Origin of the sequence: Lysobacter brunescens (assembly GCF_042677005.1) — a bacterium.
GTDB lineage: Bacteria > Pseudomonadota > Gammaproteobacteria > Xanthomonadales > Xanthomonadaceae > Lysobacter_I > Lysobacter_I brunescens.
The window spans coordinates 2,619,000-2,636,205 of sequence record NZ_JBHTIF010000001.1 but is presented as its reverse complement, the minus strand read 5'-3'; the positions used below and the strand labels follow the sequence as shown (position 1 = coordinate 2,636,205).

Genomic DNA, 17,206 nt, shown 5'->3' with positions numbered 1-17,206 from the left:
GAGATGCCATGATCCATGCCCGCCTTGCCGCCCTGCCCGTCCTCTCCGCGTGCCTGGTGTTCCTCGCATGCGCGGCGCCGGCCTTCGCCGATGACGACGGGCCGCACGACGCGGTCTGCCGGCAATGGATGAAGACCCCGATCCCGAAGCAGGACATCGGCAGCGCGCCGGCCGACTGCGATGCCGAAGTCCTCTACTACGGACGCGACGGCAAGGGCACAGGCCGTGACCTCGTCGCCGCGCGGCACTGCGCCTACCGGCAGCGCGGCACGGGCGCGCAGGTGGAATCGCAATCCGAGGTGTTCGGCGGCAGCGGCATCCTGATGATGCTCTACGCCAACGGCGAGGGCGTGAAGCGGAACCTCCCGCTCGCCAAGCGCTTCGCCTGCGAATACGGCGGCGCGCCGGCCGAAGTCGACGGGCGCCTCGAACACATCGACGCCATCGCCGAAGGGACCGACACGCAGGCGATGGACATCTGCGACGACATCACCAGCGGCCTGATGGCGGGCTTCTGTTCGAGGCGCAGCGCGGATGCCGCACGATTCGAACGTAACCAGCGCTGGCAAATGCTGCAAGCCGCATGGACACCCGCACAGCGCGCGGCATGGGCGGATGTGCGCAAGGCCGCCGACGATTATTTCGACCTGGTGTCCCGCGAGGAAACCGACATGAGCGGGACCGCACGCGGCGCGTTCGCGGTGGGCGCGCGCGAGGATCTGGAAATCGCCCTGCTCGACGCCGTGACCCGCTTCGAGAGCGGCAAGCGCCCCACGCAGAAGGCCGGCGATTTCGCCCGCGCCGACAAGGCCTTGAACGCGACCTACAAGGCCACGCTGGCGAAGCTCGTCGCCGGGCTCGGCGACGGGATGTTCGGGGACTACGGCACCATCGGTCCGGACGGCGTGCGCCAGACCCAGCGCGCGTGGCTCCGCTATCGCGACGCCTGGGTGCGCTTCGCGACGCTGCGCTGGCCGGGCACGCCGGCGGATGCGTGGAAGGCCTGGCTCACCGAGGAACGCACCAAGGCGCTGGCCGAGCTGGTGTCCGAAGGTTGACCCGGCTCAGCCCGGACGCTTGAGCGCGAACACATCCCGCGTCGTCGCATAACCGGCGCCGCCGAGACGGCCGATCACGTCGAGCCTGGCCGGGTCGACATGGCGACCGTCGGCCAGCACCGCGTCGTCGATGTGCGCGAACAGCACTTCGGCGAACACGATGTGATGGTTCGGCGCCTCGGCCGGATACGGCAGGATCGAGGCCAGTCGGCATTCGAAGGCCACCGCCGCGCCGGCGACGCGGGCGACATCGACGCGCTCGGCGGGCACGGCCTCGATGCCGCAGTGCGCGAACTCGCTGCTCCCGTGCGGCAGCGCCGCCGAGGTCGCGTTCATCGCGTCCGCCTGCGCCATCGACACCAGCTGGATCACCAGCTCGCCGCGTTCGCGGAGGTTGCGCAGGGTGTCCTTCTCGCCACCGTCGGGGCGGTTGCCGATGCTGATCATCAGCGTCGGCGGCGCGTCGCAGACGACCTGGAAGAAACTGAAGGGCGCGAGGTTGTCGATACCGGCGGCCGAACGCGTGGACACCCAGGCGATCGGTCGCGGCGTGACCGTGGCGATCACCCAGCGATAGGCCTCGGCGGCGCCGAGCGCCTCGAAATCAAGGCGCATGCGCACCGCCAGTGGTGTCGGCGTCGTATCGCTGCGGCCACAGCAGCATCGCATCGCCGTAGCTGAAGAAGCGGTAGCGCTGCTCGACCGCGTGGCGGTAGGCCTCGAAGATGCGGTCGTAGCCGCTGAAGGCGGAGACCATCATCAGCAGCGTGCTTTCCGGCAGGTGGAAGTTGGTGACCAGCGCGTCGACGCTTTCGATGCGGTAGCCCGGGAAGATGAAGATCTGCGTTTCGCCGGCGAATGGGTGCAATTCGCGGCGGCCGTCGTCGTGCGTGCGCATCGCGCTTTCCAGCGCGCGCACCACCGTCGTGCCCACCGCGACCACGCGCCCGCCGCGCTCCCGGGTGCGGCGCACCTGCGCGACCAGCTCCGCGCCGACGTTCAGCCATTCGCTGTGCATGCGGTGGTCGCGCACGTCGTCCGCGCGCATCGGCTGGAAGGTGCCGGCGCCGACGTGCAGGGTGACGTGGCCGAACTCGACGCCGCGATCGCGCAGGGCCTGCAGCAGGCCCTCGTCGAAATGCAGGCCGGCGGTGGGCGCGGCGACCGCGCCGACTTCCTTCGCGAACACCGTCTGGTAGCGCTCCAGGTCGTCGCGGCCCGGTTCGCGCTGGATGTACGGCGGCAGCGGCAGGCGGCCGGCGTGCAGCAGCCAGCTCTCCAGGCTGTCCTCGACATGGAAGCGCAGGTGGTAGAACTCGCCGTCACGGCCCAGCACCTCGGCCTCGCCACCAGCATCCAGCGCGATGCGGCCGCCGGGCTTGGGCGACTTGCTGGCGCCGATCTGCGCCCGCGCCTCGTTGCCCGGCAGCAGGCGCTCGATCAGGATCTCGACCCGCCCGCCGGTGGCCTTCTGGCCGAACAGGCGCGCCGGGATCACCCGGGTGTCGTTGAAGATCAGCAGGTCGCCGGCCTGCAGCAGCGCCGGCAGGTCGCGGATCGCGCGGTCCTCCAGCGCAGCGGGCGCGGGCGGCACCACCAGCAGCCGGCTGGCCGAGCGTTCGGCCAGCGGCGCCTGCGCGATCAGCTCGGGCGGCAGGTCGAAATGGAAATCGGATTTCTTCATGGGGACGGTCAGCGTTCGAATTTGGTCGACAGCACGATCGACGAGGTGGTGCGGGCGACGCCGTCGATGGCGCCGATGCGGTCGGTCAGCACGTCCATGTCGCCCACCGCCGGCACCGCGCCGATCGCGATCAGGTCGAAGCCGCCGCTGACCGAATGCAGCGAGCGCAGCTCGGGCATGCTGCGCAGGGTGTTCACCACCGTGGTCATCTGCTTGGGATGCACGGCGATCATGATGTGGGCGCGCACGTAGCTGCGCTCGTACTCCTCGTCGACGCGGACCGTGTAGCCGCTGATCACCCCCTCGCGCTCCAACCGCTCGATGCGGCTCTGCACCGTGGTCCGCGACAGGCCCAGCCGGCGCGCGATCTGGGCGGTGGACGCCCGGGCGTTCTCGCGGAGCAGGGAAAGCAGTTGCTGGTCGGTGTCGGTGAGCTTCATTTGGCATCCCGGTTTCGTCGATTCGACGAAATATCATCGAAATCCGCACAGACCGCAACTGTCAAACGACCACAGAATGGCAATAATAGCCGGATAGCCGCTTTCAGATGGAGGATCGCCATGGCCCTGCTCGACACCCTTGCCCCGCTGCGCGCCCATGGCGGCCAGCGCCGGACCCCCGGACTGGACGACGCCACCCTGCTGGCCTTCGCCGCCAACCACTCCGACCTGGTGGAGGCCATCGAGGCCGCCGGCGTCGAGTACGCCCGCATCCGCGACGAGTTCCCGGAACTGCTGGACCGCGACGAGGCCGACCAGGCCATCGTGATCCAGGGCGGCTTCGTGAACTTCTACTCGAACGACACCGTGAACCCCTACGTCGCGCTGACCGCGCGCGGCCCGTGGATCGTGACCCTGAAGGGCGCGGTGCTGCACGACTCCGGCGGCTACGGCATGCTCGGCTTCGGCCACGCGCCGCAGGCGGTGATCGATGCGATGTCGAAGCCGCAGGTGATGGCCAACATCATGACCGCGAACCTGTCGCAGCTGCGCTTCGAGCGCGCCATCCGCGCCGAAGTCGGCCACACCCGGGGCGGCTGCCCCTTCGACAGGTTCCTGTGCCTCAACTCGGGTTCGGAATCGGTCTCGCTCGCCGGCCGCATCGCCGACATCAACACCAAGCTCATGACCGACCCGGGCGCACCGCACGCCGGCCGCAAGGTCAAGCGCATCGCGGTCAAGGGCAGCTTCCACGGCCGCACCGAACTGCCGGCGCTGTACTCGGACAGCACCCGCAAGACCTACATGGCCCACCTGGGCAGCTACCAGCACCACGTCGGCCAGCTCATCACCATCGAGCCGTACAGCGTCGAGCAGCTGGAGCAGGCGTTCGCCGACGCCGAGCGCGAAGGCTGGCACATCGAGGCGATGTTCCTGGAGCCGGTGATGGGCGAAGGCGACCCGGGCCGCTCGGTGCCGCGCGCGTTCTACGAGGCCGCGCGCCGCCTGACCAAGGCCCACGGCACCCTGCTGCTGGTCGACTCGATCCAGGCCGGCCTGCGCGCCAACGGCGTGCTGTCGATCGTCGACTACCCCGGCTTCGAGGGCGTCGAAGCCCCGGACATGGAAACCTATTCGAAGGCGCTCAACGCCGGCCAGTACCCGCTGTCGGTGCTCGCCGTGAACGAGCGCGCCGCCGGCCTGTACCGCAAGGGCACCTACGGCAACACCATGACCACCAACCCGCGGGCGCTCGACGTCGCCTGTGCGGTACTCGCCCAGCTCACCCCGGAACTGCGCACCAACATCCGCGAGCGCGGCAAGCAGGCGGTCGCCAAGCTCGAAGCGCTGAAGGCCGAGCTGCCGGGCCTGATCACCAAGGTCCAGGGCACCGGCCTGCTGTTCTCCTGCGAACTCTCCAAGGAGTTCAAGGGCTACGGCACCGGCTCGACCGAGGAGTGGATGCGCGAGCACGGCATCGGCGTGATCCACGGCGGCGAGAACTCGCTGCGCTTCACCCCGCACTTCGCGATGCAGGAAGACGAACTCGACCTGCTGGTCGGCATGGTCAAGCGCGCCCTGCTCGAAGGTCCGCGCGTGCAGCAGGCCGCCGCGGCCTGATCGCAAACCGATCGCCTCCGCAGCGACGCGCACACGAAAAAGCCCGGGTTTCCCGGGCTTTTTCCTTTCCTGCCTCGAACGATCAGATCGAATCGAGGAAATCCAGCAGCTGCTGGCGCGCGGTCGCGTCCAGCGCACGATAGGCGTCGCGCGATGCCGCCGCTTCGCCGTCGTGCTGCTGGATGGCCTGGTCGACCGTGGTCGCGCGGCCGTCGTGCAGGTACGGGCCGCTGGCGCGCAGGCCCCACAGCGGCGCGGTCTTCATGTCGCGCGGGCCGGCGGTACCGTCGGCAATGCCGTCGCCGAGCGCGCCCATGTCGTGCAGCAGCAGGTCCGAGTACAGGCGCACCGGCTTGAAGTTCAGCGCCGCCACCGTGTTCGCCCCGGTCATCATCTGCGGCGTATGGCACCCGCTGCAGCGCACCTGGTCGAACAGCACCTTGCCCTGCAGCGCGGACGGCGTGAGCACGCGCACCGGCGGCGGGCCGAGGAAGCGCATGAAATCCGCGACGAACTCGAAGTCGGCCTTGCCGCTGACCGGGTCGGGCCGATCCTCGGGATCGGCGATGCGATCGAACTGGGCAAGCAGCGCGGCGTTGCCGTTCGGCGCGTTCTCCTGCGGGAACAGGCGGTTGGTGATGCCCATTTCGTTGGTGTACGCATCGGCCGAGAACGCCAGCACCGAGGCGTGCTGCGCCTTCCAGCCGAAGCGGCCGATGCGCACCTGGCCGCTGGCCGGGTCGGTCACCAGCGACGGCACGCCATTGAGGCCGAGGGCGCGCTGCTGTTCGGCGTTGGAGAGGATCACGCTTTCCGGGATCGCCTCGACCAGGCCCATGCCGAACAGCGGCGTCGACTGGCGCGGCGCGCGGGTCGTAGCCTCCGCCGGAATGGTTTCGAGGATGCGCGGATCGATCGAGTTCTGCTGCAGCAGCGAGCCGCCGAGCGCGCCCATCGGATCGAACACACCGTTGACCGTGCGGCCGAAGCGGGTCACGCGGATCGGCGACCCGCCGCCCGCCGCCGCTTGGCCGTGGCAGGCGATGCAGGAACGGTTGTTCATGATCGGGCCGAGGCCGGATGCGGGTGTCTCGGCGACGTTGAAGGCCGCCAGACCGGTGTTGAACGCCGCCAGCTGCTCGTCGGTCAGGCCGGCGAGCGGCGCACCGAACACGGTGTCGGGCGTCAGCTCGGGCAGTGACGACACGGGCCGCGTGAACGGGCGCACCGCAGGGCGCTTGAACGGCACACGGCCTGCATTGGGGCGGTTGCGATCGGACGCCGACAGCGCCGGCTGCACGAGGATGCCGGTGGCGGCCAACACCGTGGCGGCGAGGATGGCGACGTGCAGAGGACGGGATCCGATGCGCATGGCTCACTCCTCGCCCGGCGGAGGAAGTGCGCCCCCATGCGGTGGCGGACGACGGCCACGGTGCGGCCCGCCAGCGGCCCCGCCATTCTGCCCGTGCGGCGGCCGATGTTCGGCACGCCAGGCCTGGAAACGCTGGAAACCGGCCTCGCCGAGCATCGTCTTCAGCTGCGCGTCGGTGCGGGCGCGCAGTGCCTGGCGCTGGTCACGGGCGTCCTCGTCCAGCTGGCGCATCTGCGCGTGATGCGCCGCAAGGGCATCGGCGACCGCCTTCGCCTGGGCTGCCGTGATGCCGAGATCGCGCTGCAGGTCGGCCGCGCGCGGTGGGCCGGGTGGCGGCGGGCGGCGCTCCGCGTTGCCGGCGCCGGGGGCATCCGGCGGCATGGGATTAGCCGCATGCACCGGCAGCCCCCAGGCCAGGGCGCAGAACGATGCCGCCATCGTCGCAAGCAGTCGTACACGCGCATCGATCTTCGCGCGATGGATCATGGCGCCTCCCGTTTCGATAACGCCGGTCATTCCGGCATCTGCAGGCTGATCCACGATTGCGCAGGCAGCGTGGAGCGATCGTGCAGAAACCGTGGAGATTGCGCGGCGCACGTTCCGGGCCGCCCCGCGCCGGGCTAAGGTGACGCCGTCCCACTCGTGCACGATCCCGCCCGCCCATGTCGCTCCGTCTCTGGCATCGCCTGCTCCTCGCCTTCGTGGTGCTCGGCATCGCGGCACTGGCGACGTTCGCCCTGCTCCAGGAACGCAGCTTCCAGCGCGGCTTCCTCGACTACGTGAACCGGCTGGAGCGCGAGAAGATCGACACCGGCGCGGCCAACGTGGCGCGCGCCTTCGCCCGCCACGGCGACTGGGGTTTCCTGATCGGCGACACCCCGCGCCTGATGCGCCTGCTCGAACTCGGCCCCGGCGACCGACCAGGCAATCGACCGGGTGAGCGCCCCGGCGGGCCTCCGGGCGAAGGCCCACCCCCACCGCGCCTCCCGCGTGGCGATGTTGCGGACGCGCCGCCCCCGTTCGCCGCCGACGGCCGGCCGCCCCGGCCGCCGCGCCCGGGCCTGGGCGTGAACCTGCGGCCCCGCCTCCTGCTGCTCGATGCCAACGGCCAGATCGTCGCCGGCAACCCGCAGGTACCGCGCACCGCACCTGCCGTGGATGTCGTCAGCGACGGCGTCGTGGTCGGCCGGCTGCTGGTCGCGCCCCTGCCCCGGCTGCGCGAGGACATCGACCTCGAATTCGCCCGCGAACAGCGCCGGCACATGCTGTGGATCGCCGCCGCCGTGCTGCTTGTCTGCCTGCCGCTGAGCTGGCTGCTCTCGCGCTGGCTGCTGCGCCCGGTGCGCGCCCTCGCCGATGGCACGCGCGCGCTCGCGGCCGGCGACTACGCGACGCGCATCGACATCGACCGCGACGACGAACTCGGCGCACTGGGCCGCGACTTCAACGCCCTTGCTGCGGCGCTCGAAAAGCACCGCGAGGCGCGCCGGCAATGGGGCGCGGACATCGCCCACGAACTGCGCACGCCGATCAGCGTGCTCGCCGGCGAGATCCAGGCGTTGCAGGACGGCGTGCGCCAGGTCGACGCCGAGCGCCTCGCGTCGCTGCAGGCCGAGTGCCAGCGCCTGCGCGCCCTCGTCGACGACCTCTACCAGCTCGCGCTGTCGGATGCCGGCGCGCTGAGCTACCGCTTCGAAGCGGTGGACCTCGCACAGCTGATCCGCGAGGCCGCCCGCACCCACGAAGGCGTGATGCGCGACGCCGGGCTCGCGCTCATCGAAAACGCGGTGCCGGCCACGGCCACGATGGCGCGCGGCGACGCGGCCCGGCTGCGCCAGCTGCTCGACAACCTGCTTGGCAACGCGCTGCGCTACACCGATCGTCCCGGCCAGGTAGTGATGGCGCTCGATCCCGTGCCCAACGGCTGGCGCGTGCGCATCGACGACAGCGCGCCGGGCGTCGGCGACGACGCGCTGCCGCATCTGTTCGAACGCCTGTACCGCGCCGAGCCCTCGCGCAGCCGTCGCCACGGCGGCGCCGGCCTCGGCCTGTCGATCTGCCGCAACATCGTCGAGGCCCATGGCGGCACGATCACCGCCGCGCATTCGCCCGAAGGCGGCTTGCGCATCGAGCTGGTGTTGCCGGATCGTTGACGCGATGGCGCAGACACCACGCATCCTCATCGTCGAGGACGAACCCAAGCTCGCCGCGCTGCTGCAGGACTACCTGCAGGCCGCCGGCTACGGCAGTTCGATCGTCGACGACGGCCTGCGCGCGCTCGCCGCGCTGCGCGCCGAACCCCCGGATGCCGTGCTGCTCGACCTGATGCTGCCCGGTCTGGACGGGCTGTCGATCTGCCGCGAACTGCGCGCATCGAGCGACTCGCGCCTCGCGCAGCTGCCGATCCTGATGCTGACCGCACGCGTGGAGGAAATCGACCGGCTGCTCGGGCTGGAACTCGGCGCCGACGACTACATCTGCAAGCCCTTCAGCCCGCGCGAAGTGGTCGCGCGGGTGAAGACCGTGCTGCGTCGCGTGCGCACGCCGGCCGTGGACGTCACGCCGCCGCTGCTGCTCGACGAAGGCCGGCTCGAAGCGCGTTTGCACGGCATCGCGCTGCCGCTCACGCCGGTGGAATTCCGCCTGCTGCAGGCGCTGCACGCCCGTCCGGGACGGGTGTTCTCGCGCAGCCAGCTGATCGACGCCGCGTATCTCGACCACCGCGTGGTCAGCGACCGCACCGTCGACAGCCACATCAAGAACCTGCGCCGCAAGATCGCCGACGCCGGCCAGGGCATCGACCCGATCGTCTCGATCTACGGCATGGGCTACAAGCTCGACTGGGACGCCGCCGACGCATGACCCTGCCGGCCCTGCGCATCGATGCCGGCGACGCGCTGCCGCGCATCCGCGTGCCGACGCTCTACCTGCGCGCGCGCCACGACCGGCTGATGCATCCCTCGGCGGGTGACACGATCCTGCGCGGCATCGGCGATGTGCGCCTGCACGCACTCGACGGCCCGCACCTGCTGCTGCAGACGCGCGGCGAGGCCTGCGCCGAGGTCATAGCCGCGTTCGCACGCGACACCGTTCGCTGACGCGACTCAGGCGATCCGCAACGCGTCGAACTGCGCAGTCGTGCCGTTGAAACGATCCATGTCCACCGCGCCGCTGATCCCCGCCACGCTGCCGCTCTGCGAGTACTGCCAGAACGTCCACGTCGGCCAGCCGGTCGGCACCTTCGGCGTCGCCGCCGAGGTGTATTCCGCCACCCACAGCGGATAGGCGCCGAAGCCGGTCAGGTATTCGTTGGCGAAGCTCACGCCGGAATACAGGATGGGTTTCGCGCCGTAGGCCTGTTCCAGTTGGGCGAGGAAGGACTTGAGGTCATCAACGAGGTCGGGACGACTGCCCTTCGCCAGCACCTCGATATCGACCACCGGCGGCAGGTCGCCCGGCTTCACGTCGGCATGCTGCCTGAAGTTGCCGAACTGCGCCGACGGGTCGTCGTTCGTCTCGTAGAAGTGGTAGGTGCCGACCACCAGCCCCGCCTCGCGGGCGGCCGTGATGTTATGCGCGTAGTCCGGATCGACACCGGTGATGCCCTCGGTCGCCTTCACGAACACGTAGGTCATGCCCGCGCCCTTGATCTTCGCGAAATCGATCGTGCCCTGGTACTTCGACACATCGACGCCCTGCACCTCGCCTGCTCCGTCCGTCGCCATCCTGTTCCCCTGCTCCGTTGGCTGCGCATGTCGCGCGAAGCGTTCACCGTACGAAGCCGCGCCGACGCGGTCAACGTACGCAGGCCACGCGATACCGGACTGATCCGTGATGCGGACACTCGCGTGTCGAAGGGCGGCGCCCGCCTGCTACCCTTCGCCGCAGACCCGCCGCCGACCGCATCGCCATGAAGACCGTCGAAGTCCGCCATCCGCTCGTCGCCCACAAGCTCGGCCTGCTGCGCGACGCCGCCACCGGCCCGGCCCTGTTCCGCCAGGTGGTCGGCGAGATCGCCACCCTGCTCGCCTACGAAGCCACCGCCGACCTCGCGCTGGGCACGCGCCGCATCGACACCTGGGCCGGCCCGCTCGATGTCGGCCGCTGCGACCAGGACGCGATCACCCTCGTGCCCATCCTCCGCGCCGGCCTCGGCTTCCTGCCCGGCGTGCAGGTGCTGCTGCCCTCGGCCCCGGTCAGCGTGATCGGCCTGCGCCGCGATGAAGAGACCCTGCAGCCGCAGGCCTACTACCAGCGCCTGTATCGCGACATCGCCGGCCGCACCGCGCTGCTGATCGACCCCATGCTGGCCACCGGCGGCAGCGCCATCGCCGCCATCGACACCCTCAAGGCCGCCGGCTGCGCCCGCGTCAAGGCGATCTTCCTCGTCTCCGCCCCCGAAGGCCTGCGCGCCCTCGAAGCCGCGCATCCCGACACCGAAGTCTGGACCGCCGCCATCGACGACCGTCTCAACGACCACGGCTACATCCTCCCCGGCCTCGGCGACGCCGGCGACCGGATCTTCGGCACGCCCGCATAGTTCGCTTTTCCGCTTTGCCCTTGCCTTGTAGGAGGGCCTTCAGGCCCGAGCTCTTCCGCTTTACTCGCAAGAGCGAAGAGCTCGGGCCTGAAGGCCCTCCTACAAAGCGCGGCCCTCCTGCAACGCCATGGACGGCGCTTGCCCCATCCGCCCCGCCCCGGCACGATGTCGCGATGAATCCGCCGTCCTCCGCCATGCCCTCCTGCGTCGTCAATTGCGCGGTCTACCGCGACGGCGTCCGCACCGACATCACCCTCGACCAGATCAGCGACGTGCTGTCCGTCGACGACCACAGCTTCGTCTGGGTCGGCCTGTACGAACCCGAAGAGGCCCAGCTCGACAAGCTGCAGGAGGAATTCGGCCTGCACGACCTCGCCATCGAGGATGCGCACCACGCCCACCAGCGCCCGAAGATCGAGGCCTACGGCAACTCGCTGTTCCTCGCCGTGCACACCGCTCAGCTGGTCGAAGGCCACATCCGCTTCGGCGAAACCCACGTCTTCGTCGGCCCGCGCTTCCTGGTCACCGTGCGCCACGGCGCCTCGCTGTCGTACCGCCACGTCCGCGCCCGTTTCGAACGCGAACCCGAACTGCTCGCCCAGGGCCCCGCGTTCGCGCTGTACGGCATCCTCGATTTCATCGTCGACAACTACCAGCCGATCGTGAACGAGTTCCGCGACGAACTGAACGCGCTCGAACACGAGATCCTCGCCGCCAACTGGCGCCGCGACACCATCGTCAAGCTGTACGAGCTGAAGAAGGAACTCACCCAGATGCGCCTCGCGGTCGCCCCGCTGCAGGACATCCTCGCCCAGCTCACCCGCACCCAGATGACCCAGGTCACCGAGGAAGCCAAGCTCTACTTCCGCGACGTCCTCGACCACGTCGTCCGCCTCAACGACATGATCGACACCCTGCGCGAGATGCTCTCCGCCGCGATGAGCGTGAACCTCTCCATGGTCACCATCCAGCAGGGCGAAACCGTCAAGAAACTCGCCGGCTGGGCCGCCCTCCTCGCCGCCCCCACCCTCATCGCCAGCTGGTACGGCATGAACTTCGAATTCATGCCCGAACTGAAAGGCAAATACAGCTACCCCATCCTCATCGGCAGCGTCGCCGTCGTCTGCATCGTGCTGTACCGCTACCTCAAGAAGGTGCGGTGGTTGTGAGCCTGCATCGGGGCATTGGATGCGCGCTGCTGGCCGCAGCGGCAATCGGATGCACGCATACGCGCGATCCCGGCGATCTGCCGCTGCAGCGCATGGATGCATCCGCGCGATTGCAGATCATCGGCGCAGACGGCAATGTCCTCACGGCATTCGAATCCGGATACCTTTCCGTTCCCGGCCTCATCATTGCCGGTGACACGCTGTCGCTGCACCCCGGTCGACACCGCATCGGCTACGCCTGCCCGCAACCCCCGGACGCCGTCATTCTCAACGATGCCGTCCCCACCTTCGAATTCGATTTCCGCAAGGGACACCGCTACGCATTGCGATGCGACAGAGGCAATCCTGTCATCGAAGACATGGGGCGAGACTGACCGAACCAGCCTCTTACCCGCCCTCGTAGAGCGGAGCTTGCTCCGCTCCTGCTCTTGTAGAGCGGAGCGCAGCTCCGCTGCACCGCCTCCGCCAGCCAGCGTACCTACCGCGCCGGCACGATCACGACCTACGGAAAGAACACAGCGGAGCTGCGCTCCGCTCTACAACAGCCCGGCACGCACCACCTTCACCGCACTGGATGTATCGCTACTTCTTCGCGTCGATACTCCGCACCAGCGCATGCACTTCGCCCGCCGGCAGCGCCAGGCGCGGCAGCTTGCGGTCGTCGATGCCACCCGCAGGCGCGATCACGACACTCGCGCCGATGCGGGTCAACACATCCACGCCGCGCAGGCGATACACCCGCTTGTCGTCATCGCCCTTCGCAGGTGCAGGCTCACAGACCTGCCCGGGCAGCGCCTCCTTCACGATCGCGCAGCCCCGCGCGCTCAACACCAGGTCGACCTTGCGCATCATGCCGAAGCCGTAGTTGGAGGCGGCGCCGTCGAGCAGCGGCTGCGCGAGTCCGGCGAAGAACAGCGCGCCGCCGATGCTGACCACGCGGATCTCGGTGATCAGCTGCCCCTGCTTGCGCAAGGTCGCGTACCACAGCCAGTGCAGCCACGGCGCCCAGAACAGCGACAGGAATCCGAGCATGAACCAGTCGATGAATGCGTTCGGCCAAGCGTCGAACCAGATCAGCAGCACCATCCACGCTGGCCACAGGCACAGATACAGCGACAACAGCAGCAGGAACTGCACGACCGGCCTGCGGATGCGGCGCAGGTTCCGATCAGACATCCACAGCGTCGCCCAGACATCCACGCCGAATGCAACGGCAAATCCGGTGAAAAACAGGATGGCGAAGGGCACAACATGCCACTGGGAGGCCAGATGTGATGGCAGCACGAAGAAGGCGATCGACGTCAGCCCTGCCGCCAACACCGAAGTCGACCAGAACAGGCCAATCGAGCCCGGTGCAAGCCGCACCGAGAACGTGCGCCGCTTCGCTGGGCTGGCATCGGGCTCGACCACGGACAGCGGCCGTCGCGACAGCGAACGACGACGACGCACGACTGCGTCCGGCCGCGATTTCGGCGGCGCCGGCAGGATCGAGCTGGCCGTCCACTGCAGCACTGACCACACCGGAAACAACACCAACACCAACGCCGCCACCAACCCGATCGCCACGAACAACCCGAACGCGCCGAGTACCACGCCCAGCTCCGAGAACGACAGCGCGGGGAGATAGCCGACGCGCCAGAAGTGCACCAGCAGCATCAGGCCGCCGAGCATCGGCGCCAGCCACAGCGTCGAACGCGTCGCGGAGACCAGCCGCGCACCGACGGGCCAGAGCACGCCGGGATTGGGGGCGGCGGCCGGCTCGGCGCTCGCCCCATTCGCGATCGGCGCATCGCTCACGACGCGCCCCCCACAGGCACAGCACACAGCGCCGGCGTACCCGTCGGCATCCCCGGATCGGGCGCGAGCAGCGCACGCGTCAGCTCGGGCCATTCGTCGTCATCCATGTACTTCTCGACGGCGTGCGGGTGGCGCAGGCCCTGCTTGGCGAAGTTGACGGCGAGCAGCCGGGGCGGTGCGATTCGCAGGTCTTCGGCGACCTGCCGGCACGACTGCCGGATCTTCACCGCCATGCAGGTGGCGCCCTTCCATCCGCAGGGAATCACGCCGTACTTGTTGGTCGCGGCGTCGCGCTTGCTCAGGCCGAGGATCAGCCGCTGCGGCACCATCGCGCGCTTGGCGGGATCGGGCTGGCCGGTGTCGGCATTGCGGAAATAATTCCGGAACGCGATGGACGGCTGCGCGGGCACCAGCATCGCGACGCGCAGATCCTGCAACTGCGTGGGCGGCGCGTAACCGGGCACCGTGCCTGCGCTGCGCTGGTGGTAGATCGGCGGCATCGCGTCGAACTGCGCGCCCGCCGAGGCATCGCCCAGCGCATTGGTGATGACGTAGGCACCGGAGCTGTGGGTGAACACGCGCAGCGGCGTGTCGCCCTCCACCTGGGCCAGCAGGCGGCGCAGCTCCAGCCCGACCAGGTAGCCGTTGTACTGCGCGTTGTCCCAGATGAGCAGCGGCGTCCTGCCCTTCAGGCCGTCCCAGTACATGCGCACGAAGGTGATGAGCCGACCATCACGCGCGGCGGCATTGCGGAAACTGGTTTCGGCTTCCTCGTACCACGCCTGTGCCTCGGCATGATCGTTGTTGTAGCCGTGGATCAGCAGCACCACGTCATCGTACCCCTGGCCCAGCTGCGAGATCCGCTGCGCTTCGCGCCTGCGCAGCACGCCCTGCACCGCCGCCCAGTCCGCGTCGAAATCCCCGCTCGCCGTCACGCTGGTATTGGCCAGCAGCTTCGGCCAATCCGCGTCCACGCCCGGCGCGCGCCCTGACTTCCACCGATACAGCGACTTCAGGCTGGCGAACTCCGCGCTGCCCGGCTTCACGTACGGACGCGGCCCGTTCCTGACGTTGATGAAGTGGGACACATCCAGCGACACCGCCCCCGGCGGATACAGGTCGCCATGGCGATCCATGTAGAACGCCTCCGCATTCTCTTCCGCCCGCATGCAGTCGTTGAAGAAGACCTGCTTCGGCTTCGGCTTGCCGGTGCAGTCGTCGGGTAATCCCCCCTCAGAACCGGCCTGTGCCGGCGCGGCGAGGGACAGCCCCGTCAGGCAGAGCGCAGCGAGCGCGAGCGTGTGGATGAATCGCATGGTGGTGGATCCCCTGTCGTTGGTGTTGCCGGGTCTTTCCTGTCGCTGGCGCGGATGGGCCCTCCGGCCATCACTTCACCGATCGGGCTCCCCCCGCTTTTTTGGGAGCGACGCGAGTCGCGACGCCGCAGCATCCAAGCGTGCAGCCAATGAATCAATCGATGCCTGCCATCGCTTCCGAAATTTGCCGTGGCGGGGCCTGTTCCCCGGCGCGCGGCCATACGAGGCACGCTGCACGCAGCAATGCGTCCGCACGCGTCGAGATCGCCTGCTCGTCCCACGCCGCGACGGCGTCGCGCTGGAAGTAGGTATTGATCAGGAGCGCGCTCTGGCCGAGCTTGGTCTTCTTGCCGAGCACGAGTCCCTTCCCCGGTTCCCGAGTGTCCCGGAAAGGCCCATTGCTGACGCTGCTGTTGAGCGGCTGTGTCAGCAATGTCAGGTTTCCGAACCGATGAAGCGCAGCTTGGCGGCTTTCCAAATGATCCTGTGTCATGCCATCGTCCGTATAGTCCGAAAGCGACTGCCAGCTCTGCGGCATGATGTGCTCCACGGACAGTTCCGCCTGCGTCGGCACATGCTGACTGCCCTGCAGGGTTCCACGCGCCGCGTACTCCATCGCCCTGAGAACGCCGCAGACCTTGCCCGGCTTCAGCTCCGTATACACAGCGCGATTGCGCCAGTGGTGGGCGAACGCCGCGTCGTCCGGCCAGATCTCGCTCGCCGAAGTCGCTTCGGAAAGCGCCTTGCGCAGCGCCTCATGCGCTGCCGTCTGGGACGACATGACCGCCTTGAGCACGCGGATGAAGAACCTGTTGTAGCTTTTCGTCGTGAGGCCGCAGACGGCACGCCTCACGAGGTACGACGACAGGTCGCGAAGTGCTTGCTTCAGTTCCGCGCTGTCCTCTGGCAAACGCTCCCGCAGCGCGAGATAGAGCGGCGTCACGGTAGCCACATCCAGCGCCTTGATCAGCCGCGCGAACTCGGCCACATGGCCCGTGCCCTCGGGCGAAACCAGTTCGGCGAAATGCTGGCTCGACGCCTTCAGCGCCTTCAGCTCGGCCTCCAGGTCTCGCTCCTCCTTCAGCCACCACGACTTGAAGGCCTGGAAGACATGACTGGCCAGCGTGACCTCGCCGCTGCGCAGGATCGCGTAGTTGTAGAAGAAGAGATCTATGCGCGGATAGGTCAGGCGGCCCTGACGCTCCTTCTCGCGCCAGTACTGATTCGCGGTCACGCCGCGGGAGCCCGATGCGACGAGATCGAAGGGTTTCCAGTACCTGTCGTACAAGGTATCGACGACATCCCCGCCACTGCGGGCCGCCTGCAGGAAGAGGAAATTCCTGACGAGGTCCGAGGCCAGCAACGGCTCGCCGCGTGCGTTCAAGGTTTCGAAGATCACCTGCGGGTCGTCTTCGACCTCCAGCCGCAGGGTCATGATCTGGATGTGTTCCGAGAGCGCCATGTACAGGGCTTCCGCCCGTCGCTTGTCCAATGCGAGGCCTGCCCCAAGCTCGGGCACGACCGCGCTGTCGCGTATCCAGCGGATCAGCTGATCGCCGTTCGTGCGGTCGTTACCCGGTGCGACCTCATCGGACAGGTCGACACCCCGCATGAAGGCAAGGCAGGCGTGGTGCAGGTACAGGAACGTCTGCACCATCAGCGGCCGATCGAGATGCTTGCGACCATCGCGAACGGGATGTTGCGCGCAGATGTCGTCCGAGGACTTCGCCTGATTCAGCCACACGATCTCCTCGCGGCCTGCCTGCGTTGGCCAGACCTTGTAATGATCGTTGGGTTCGGTGGGGTATGGTCCAGGATTGCGCAGCAGCGCATCCAGTATTCCCGGCAGATGCGTCTCTGGAATCTCCTGCGCTGCCATGCGGAAGGCCAGCAGCAGGAGGTGCAGCGTCGTCGATCGCTGCTGACCATCGATGACTTCGAACGACGACACACGGCCGAAGCTGCTGGGTGCCGGCGTCATGATGATGGAGCCGAGGAAGTGCTTCTGCAGCGGCTTCATGCCGTCGATCTGCGCCTGCGGCAGATTCATCCGCTCAAGCACCGCCTCCGCGCGGTCCTGGATATCCGCCCACAGCGGACCAACCTGCTTTTCGAGCGTCCAGACATAGCCGCGCTGGAAGATGGGGATCTGGTACTGGCACTGGCCACTGAACAGACCGATGACCGTCGTCTTGCTGGGTTGCATTCTT

17 protein-coding genes are annotated in these 17,206 nt (G+C 68.4%); 8 read left to right on the top strand and 9 right to left on the bottom strand.

Features of this window, described 5'->3' with window-relative positions; all coding sequences use genetic code 11:
- The first annotated feature begins 8 nt into the window (after positions 1 to 8).
- The gene (locus ACFQ0E_RS11735) at positions 9 to 1,058 is read left to right on the top strand and encodes a lysozyme inhibitor LprI family protein (RefSeq protein ID WP_386823851.1); all 1,050 of its coding nucleotides are present in this window, start codon (positions 9 to 11) and stop codon (positions 1,056 to 1,058) included.
- A gap of 6 nt (positions 1,059 to 1,064) precedes the next feature.
- Here ACFQ0E_RS11735 and ACFQ0E_RS11730 read toward each other — a convergent pair whose 3' ends face one another.
- Genes ACFQ0E_RS11730 through ACFQ0E_RS11720 form a run of 3 tightly spaced genes read right to left on the bottom strand, consistent with a single transcriptional unit; the run spans position 1,065 to position 3,182 of the window.
- Positions 1,065 to 1,673 carry a flavin reductase family protein gene (locus ACFQ0E_RS11730; RefSeq protein WP_386823849.1) on the bottom strand — a complete coding sequence of 203 codons (609 nt, stop codon included), beginning with the start codon at positions 1,671 to 1,673 and terminating at the stop codon, positions 1,065 to 1,067.
- Positions 1,663 to 2,742, bottom strand: coding sequence for a tRNA preQ1(34) S-adenosylmethionine ribosyltransferase-isomerase QueA (queA, locus tag ACFQ0E_RS11725; protein WP_386823847.1), 1,080 nt, complete (start codon positions 2,740 to 2,742; stop codon positions 1,663 to 1,665). Before queA ends, ACFQ0E_RS11730 begins: the two co-directional genes overlap by 11 nt.
- A gap of 8 nt (positions 2,743 to 2,750) precedes the next feature.
- On the bottom strand, positions 2,751 to 3,182 hold the full coding sequence (locus ACFQ0E_RS11720; RefSeq protein WP_386823845.1) for an Lrp/AsnC family transcriptional regulator: 432 nt from the start codon (positions 3,180 to 3,182) through the stop codon (positions 2,751 to 2,753).
- A 120-nt stretch (positions 3,183 to 3,302) separates the two neighbouring features.
- On the opposite strand from ACFQ0E_RS11720, the gene ACFQ0E_RS11715 reads away from it, so the two are divergent.
- Complete coding sequence (locus tag ACFQ0E_RS11715; protein WP_386823844.1) at positions 3,303 to 4,802, top strand: aminotransferase class III-fold pyridoxal phosphate-dependent enzyme; 1,500 nt, start codon at positions 3,303 to 3,305, stop codon at positions 4,800 to 4,802.
- Between the two features lie 82 nt (positions 4,803 to 4,884).
- On the opposite strand, the gene ACFQ0E_RS11710 is transcribed toward ACFQ0E_RS11715, so the two are convergent.
- Positions 4,885 to 6,174, bottom strand: a complete 1,290-nt coding sequence (locus ACFQ0E_RS11710; RefSeq protein WP_386823842.1) for a di-heme oxidoredictase family protein — start codon at positions 6,172 to 6,174, stop codon at positions 4,885 to 4,887.
- 3 nt (positions 6,175 to 6,177) lie between these two features.
- Complete coding sequence (locus tag ACFQ0E_RS11705; protein ID WP_386823840.1) at positions 6,178 to 6,660, bottom strand: hypothetical protein; 483 nt, start codon at positions 6,658 to 6,660, stop codon at positions 6,178 to 6,180.
- 176 nt (positions 6,661 to 6,836) lie between these two features.
- Between ACFQ0E_RS11705 and ACFQ0E_RS11700 the strand changes: the two genes are divergently transcribed.
- From ACFQ0E_RS11700 to ACFQ0E_RS11690, 3 genes are read left to right on the top strand one after another with little or no spacing between them, the layout of a single operon-like run.
- Entirely contained in the window at positions 6,837 to 8,327 is a 1,491-nt protein-coding gene (locus tag ACFQ0E_RS11700; RefSeq protein WP_386823838.1) for an ATP-binding protein, read from the top strand.
- A 4-nt stretch (positions 8,328 to 8,331) separates the two neighbouring features.
- The gene (locus ACFQ0E_RS11695) at positions 8,332 to 9,036 is read left to right on the top strand and encodes a response regulator (protein ID WP_386823836.1); all 705 of its coding nucleotides are present in this window, start codon (positions 8,332 to 8,334) and stop codon (positions 9,034 to 9,036) included.
- Complete coding sequence (locus tag ACFQ0E_RS11690; RefSeq protein ID WP_386823834.1) at positions 9,033 to 9,272, top strand: alpha/beta fold hydrolase; 240 nt, start codon at positions 9,033 to 9,035, stop codon at positions 9,270 to 9,272. The genes ACFQ0E_RS11695 and ACFQ0E_RS11690 overlap by 4 nt, the downstream gene beginning before the upstream one ends.
- Positions 9,273 to 9,278: 6 nt before the next feature.
- Here ACFQ0E_RS11690 and ACFQ0E_RS11685 read toward each other — a convergent pair whose 3' ends face one another.
- On the bottom strand, positions 9,279 to 9,899 hold the full coding sequence (locus tag ACFQ0E_RS11685) for a glycoside hydrolase family 25 protein (RefSeq protein ID WP_386823832.1): 621 nt from the start codon (positions 9,897 to 9,899) through the stop codon (positions 9,279 to 9,281).
- A gap of 185 nt (positions 9,900 to 10,084) precedes the next feature.
- On the opposite strand from ACFQ0E_RS11685, the gene upp reads away from it, so the two are divergent.
- From upp to ACFQ0E_RS11670, 3 genes are all read left to right on the top strand, one after another.
- Positions 10,085 to 10,714: a uracil phosphoribosyltransferase gene (upp, locus tag ACFQ0E_RS11680; RefSeq protein WP_386823831.1), complete on the top strand. Its 630-nt coding sequence runs from the start codon at positions 10,085 to 10,087 to the stop codon at positions 10,712 to 10,714.
- A gap of 173 nt (positions 10,715 to 10,887) precedes the next feature.
- Positions 10,888 to 11,883, top strand: a complete 996-nt coding sequence (gene corA / locus ACFQ0E_RS11675; RefSeq protein ID WP_386823829.1) for a magnesium/cobalt transporter CorA — start codon at positions 10,888 to 10,890, stop codon at positions 11,881 to 11,883.
- A complete protein-coding gene (locus tag ACFQ0E_RS11670) occupies positions 11,880 to 12,257 on the top strand; it encodes a hypothetical protein (protein ID WP_386823827.1) in 378 nt (125 codons plus the stop codon). The genes corA and ACFQ0E_RS11670 overlap by 4 nt, the downstream gene beginning before the upstream one ends.
- Before the next feature lie 208 nt (positions 12,258 to 12,465).
- Here the strand turns inward: ACFQ0E_RS11670 and ACFQ0E_RS11665 are convergent, their stop codons facing one another.
- The 3 genes from ACFQ0E_RS11665 to ACFQ0E_RS11655 all read right to left on the bottom strand — a co-directional run bounded on the left by ACFQ0E_RS11665 (position 12,466) and on the right by ACFQ0E_RS11655 (position 17,202).
- Positions 12,466 to 13,554 (bottom strand): hypothetical protein, encoded by a 1,089-nt coding sequence (locus tag ACFQ0E_RS11665; RefSeq protein ID WP_386823825.1) that lies wholly within the window; start codon positions 13,552 to 13,554, stop codon positions 12,466 to 12,468.
- 122 nt (positions 13,555 to 13,676) lie between these two features.
- Complete coding sequence (locus ACFQ0E_RS11660) at positions 13,677 to 14,996, bottom strand: hypothetical protein (protein ID WP_386823823.1); 1,320 nt, start codon at positions 14,994 to 14,996, stop codon at positions 13,677 to 13,679.
- A gap of 154 nt (positions 14,997 to 15,150) precedes the next feature.
- On the bottom strand, positions 15,151 to 17,202 hold the full coding sequence (locus ACFQ0E_RS11655; protein ID WP_386823821.1) for a DUF262 domain-containing protein: 2,052 nt from the start codon (positions 17,200 to 17,202) through the stop codon (positions 15,151 to 15,153).
- Positions 17,203 to 17,206 lie beyond the last annotated feature (4 nt).

What these genes read in the sequence shown, in the direction of transcription:
- ACFQ0E_RS11735 (WP_386823851.1), top strand. Translation starts at nt 9, where the DNA reads ATGATCCATGCCCGCCTTGCCGCCCTGCCCGTCCTCTCCGCGTGCCTG.
- ACFQ0E_RS11730 (WP_386823849.1), bottom strand. Translation starts at nt 1,673, where the DNA reads ATGCGCCTTGATTTCGAGGCGCTCGGCGCCGCCGAGGCCTATCGCTGG.
- queA (WP_386823847.1), bottom strand. Translation starts at nt 2,742, where the DNA reads ATGAAGAAATCCGATTTCCATTTCGACCTGCCGCCCGAGCTGATCGCG.
- ACFQ0E_RS11720 (WP_386823845.1), bottom strand. Translation starts at nt 3,182, where the DNA reads ATGAAGCTCACCGACACCGACCAGCAACTGCTTTCCCTGCTCCGCGAG.
- ACFQ0E_RS11715 (WP_386823844.1), top strand. Translation starts at nt 3,303, where the DNA reads ATGGCCCTGCTCGACACCCTTGCCCCGCTGCGCGCCCATGGCGGCCAG.
- ACFQ0E_RS11710 (WP_386823842.1), bottom strand. Translation starts at nt 6,174, where the DNA reads ATGCGCATCGGATCCCGTCCTCTGCACGTCGCCATCCTCGCCGCCACG.
- ACFQ0E_RS11705 (WP_386823840.1), bottom strand. Translation starts at nt 6,660, where the DNA reads ATGATCCATCGCGCGAAGATCGATGCGCGTGTACGACTGCTTGCGACG.
- ACFQ0E_RS11700 (WP_386823838.1), top strand. Translation starts at nt 6,837, where the DNA reads ATGTCGCTCCGTCTCTGGCATCGCCTGCTCCTCGCCTTCGTGGTGCTC.
- ACFQ0E_RS11695 (WP_386823836.1), top strand. Translation starts at nt 8,332, where the DNA reads ATGGCGCAGACACCACGCATCCTCATCGTCGAGGACGAACCCAAGCTC.
- ACFQ0E_RS11690 (WP_386823834.1), top strand. Translation starts at nt 9,033, where the DNA reads ATGACCCTGCCGGCCCTGCGCATCGATGCCGGCGACGCGCTGCCGCGC.
- ACFQ0E_RS11685 (WP_386823832.1), bottom strand. Translation starts at nt 9,899, where the DNA reads ATGGCGACGGACGGAGCAGGCGAGGTGCAGGGCGTCGATGTGTCGAAG.
- upp (WP_386823831.1), top strand. Translation starts at nt 10,085, where the DNA reads ATGAAGACCGTCGAAGTCCGCCATCCGCTCGTCGCCCACAAGCTCGGC.
- corA (WP_386823829.1), top strand. Translation starts at nt 10,888, where the DNA reads ATGAATCCGCCGTCCTCCGCCATGCCCTCCTGCGTCGTCAATTGCGCG.
- ACFQ0E_RS11665 (WP_386823825.1), bottom strand. Translation starts at nt 13,554, where the DNA reads ATGCTCGGCGGCCTGATGCTGCTGGTGCACTTCTGGCGCGTCGGCTAT.
- ACFQ0E_RS11660 (WP_386823823.1), bottom strand. Translation starts at nt 14,996, where the DNA reads ATGCGATTCATCCACACGCTCGCGCTCGCTGCGCTCTGCCTGACGGGG.
- ACFQ0E_RS11655 (WP_386823821.1), bottom strand. Translation starts at nt 17,202, where the DNA reads ATGCAACCCAGCAAGACGACGGTCATCGGTCTGTTCAGTGGCCAGTGC.